Genomic DNA, 3,327 nt, shown 5'->3' with positions numbered 1-3,327 from the left:
GCATCGCCGTCACCGCCGATGCCTCATAATCCGCTCGTCCTGCATGGAGGAGTTTGACTGGCCATAAGTGGGGGAATTTGAAGTGGCCATCGGGGTTGACTATGTCGATGCAGGTCACCCCGCGCTGCTGCGGATGTGGGAGCGGCGCCAGAAGGGGTACCGTGCGATGGGGTACGTCATTTCGGGATCAGCAACATGACCGCGTCTGATCGGCGCGTCTTTCAGGAAGGCGGAGTCGAGACGCTCGGGGAGGAGCCAACCGCGCTGCCCCCAAGCCCGTCCGACGTGATCATCGTCGAGTACCGCGAGACAGGTCTTGCACTCCCGGAGATTGCTGCAAATGCCATCAAGGGCCTAGGCAATACCGTGGTGGTCTTGATCTTCCTGCTATGGCCGAGCGGCGGCGGTGCGTTGACAATGGCACCCATACGTGGCCGCGGGCCGTGGGCTGAGTTGTATCGGAATTGAAAGGGTCACGGCGAAGGGTCTTCATCGAAGACTCGACGGTCGTTGGGGCGGCTAAGCCATCTCGTTGACTCGGCGACTATCTTCGGATGACTGCACGGAAAGCGAAAATGAACGACGATATTCGCTCGAAGAAGCTGCTCTACCACCTGACTAGCCTGAGAAATATGAGGTCGATCCTCGAGCAGGGGTTGCTCCCCAGAGCGAGCCTGGAGGGGTTCGTCGATGTAGCCGATTCTGAGATCATCGCGCACAGGAAGGGCTTAGGTCTCGAGCAGAAGGTCCCATTTCACTTTTTTGCCAAGAATCCGTTTGACGGACGTGTCCAACGTAATCATCCACAAGAACAATTCGTGCTAATCGCGGTGCAAAGAAGCATTGCCAAACACATGGGTTGGCAAATTATTCCGCGGCATCCGCTGGCGGGCATGGAGATTGAGCTGCTGGACTATGACGCGGGTATGGAGGCGATCGATTGGGACATCATGAATACGCGCGATTATTCGAATCAGAACTGCAAGTGCGTTTGCATGGCTGAGTGTTTGTCTCCGGGGCCCGTCTCGGTGGGTTCGTTCCAAGCGATCTACGTGAAGGACGAAAATGCTCAGCGTGAGATTCTTGGGATGATGGATGGCCTGCGCCCGCCGCCATACGTCAACGTCGCGCCATTGATGTTTGTCCAGTGAACTACCCCAGCCTCAATCCTGAGAAGGCGCTCATTTGGCGAATTCTCCATCGTCACAACCTGCCGTGGGTGCTCAAGAACGGGATACATTGCGGCAATAGTTCCATTCGATCTCGAGAATGGGTGAGCATTGGCAATGCGGAATTGATCGAAAAACGCGCGGCTCGGCCGGTTCCGGTCCCGCCGGGAGGAACCCTGGGCGACTATGTCCCTTTTTACTTCACGCCGTTCTCGGTCATGCTGCGCAACATCCACACTGGCTGGAACGGCATCAAACAGGTGCCTAACGCCGACATCGTGATTCTGGTGTCCAGCCTGCGCCGCGTGAGCGAGCTGGGCTTGCCGTTCCTGTTCACGAGCAGCCATGCATACAGCGGCCTGGCGAGATTTCATGATGATCTGGCCCGACTGGACCAGATCGATTGGCCACTCCTTCAACGTCGGGATTTCAAGCGGGACCCCGAGGATCCGGGTAAGCTGGAGCGCTATCAAGCAGAGGCCTTGGTGCACCGTCATGTCCCGCTCGAAGCCCTGCTTGGCACCGTGTGCTACACGGATGGCGTCCGGACCGAGATCGAGGGCACAATGCGGGCCTCGGGCTTGTCGCTGCCGGTGTACACGCGGCCGAACTGGTACTTCTGATGATTTCCTACACACAAGGCAACTTGCTTACGGCGCGCACCGATGCGCTGGTGAACACCGTCAACACCGTGGGTGTGATGGGCAAGGGCATTGCCTTGATGTTCAAGGAGCGTTTCGGCCACAACTTCGAGTTGTACGCGGCAGCGTGCAAGCGCAAGGAGGTCAAGGTCGGCCAGATGTTCGTCACCGAGACAGGTGAACTTGACGGGCCTCGCTGGATCATCAACTTCCCGACCAAGGAGCATTGGAAGGGCAAGTCGCGGCTGGATTGGGTGGTGTCGGGCCTGGAGGACCTCAAGCGCGTCATGCGCGAGCGGCAGATCCACTCTGTGGCCATCCCGCCTCTGGGCGCAGGCAATGGTGGGTTGGATTGGGCGACCGTCAAGGCCCGAATCGATGCTGCCCTGGCCGAGCTGAATGACGTCGAGGTCATCGTCTACGAGCCCACCAGCCAGTACCAGAACGTGGCAAAGCGCGCGGGGGTTCAAAAGCTGACCCCGGCGCGGGCCTTGGTGGTCGAGGCGGTACGTCGCTACTGGGTGCTGGGTATGGAGTGCAGCCTGCTGGAAGTGCAGAAGCTGACTTGGTTCCTGGAGCGCAGTCTCGATCATTTGGGCCTGAGCAACGAGTTGAGGCTCAACTTCGTGGCCCACCGCTATGGCCCGTTCGCCTCGAACCTAACCCATCTGCTCAACGGTCTGGACGGCAGCTATCTGTGCTCTGACAAGCGCATCGCCGATGCCGGCCCATTGGACTTGATCAGCGTTGACGAAGGGCGCAAGGAGTTGGTGCAGGGCTACTTGAAAAGTGAGGCCAAGGATGTGGCGCCCGCGCTCGAGCTGGCGAGCGAGGTGATCGACGGCTTCGAATCACCATTCGGTATGGAGTTGCTGGCCTCCGTGGATTGGCTTTTGAGCCGGGAAGGAGTTGCCCCTGAGGTTGCGGCCGTTCTTGACGGGCTGGCCAACTGGCCAGCCGATCGTGCGGAAGGCGCCGGCAAGCGCAAGAGCGAGATCTTCGACGAACGATCCGTGCAGATCGCACTGCAGCAGCTGCTGAACAGCCCGCTATACGCATCCGTGTGAAGGGCTGCCAGCGCTGCCGAATGCTCGTCATCGTAGCCGGCGAGTAGGATTTGGCGGTGGTGCCGGTGATGCTTAATTCGCACCGAGAGACGTCATTTGGATTGCAGGTCAGGGAAGCCACGACGGCCAGTGCCAAGTGCTTGTGCTCGCCCACGATTGCGGAAAAAATCCCCAATAGATCAAGGCGTTGCGTGAGCGCGTAGGATTTTTCCAGGTTGGATGAGAATTCCCGGGAGGGCCTTCTCATCCGAGATGCGCAACCCGCTGATCTGCCTGCTGCCGATTTCGCAGGTCAGATGAGAACCTACAGAGGGTGTAGGTTCTCATCTGACTTGCCAAAATTCTCACACATGCAAAAAAATCCCCGGCCGCGAGGTTCGGGGATTTTTATTTTGAATCAACGAGATAGCATCGAACGCTCCGACCACGACCATGCCGACGGCGCGCGCG

4 protein-coding genes are annotated in these 3,327 nt (G+C 58.8%); all 4 read left to right on the top strand.

Going from position 1 to position 3,327, the window contains the following annotated elements; genetic code table 11:
• The first annotated feature begins 195 nt into the window (after positions 1-195).
• The 4 genes from D466_RS24355 (at position 196) to D466_RS0119870 (ending at position 2,877) form a co-directional block, all read left to right on the top strand.
• A complete protein-coding gene (locus tag D466_RS24355; RefSeq protein WP_156004518.1) occupies positions 196-468 on the top strand; it encodes a hypothetical protein in 273 nt (90 codons plus the stop codon).
• A gap of 107 nt (positions 469-575) precedes the next feature.
• Positions 576-1,151, top strand: coding sequence for a DarT ssDNA thymidine ADP-ribosyltransferase family protein (locus tag D466_RS0119880; RefSeq protein WP_018915426.1), 576 nt, complete (start codon positions 576-578; stop codon positions 1,149-1,151).
• Positions 1,148-1,792, top strand: coding sequence for a DUF4433 domain-containing protein (locus D466_RS0119875; protein WP_026285525.1), 645 nt, complete (start codon positions 1,148-1,150; stop codon positions 1,790-1,792). The genes D466_RS0119880 and D466_RS0119875 overlap by 4 nt, the downstream gene beginning before the upstream one ends.
• Positions 1,792-2,877, top strand: coding sequence for a macro domain-containing protein (locus tag D466_RS0119870; RefSeq protein ID WP_018915424.1), 1,086 nt, complete (start codon positions 1,792-1,794; stop codon positions 2,875-2,877). The genes D466_RS0119875 and D466_RS0119870 overlap by 1 nt, the downstream gene beginning before the upstream one ends.
• Positions 2,878-3,327: the final 450 nt, after the last annotated feature.

Origin of the sequence: Thiomonas sp. FB-6, from assembly GCF_000377645.1 — a bacterium.
Lineage (GTDB): Bacteria > Pseudomonadota > Gammaproteobacteria > Burkholderiales > Burkholderiaceae_C > Thiomonas_A.
The sequence above is the reverse complement of the archived record's forward strand: the minus strand, read 5'-3'. Positions and strand labels throughout refer to the sequence as shown.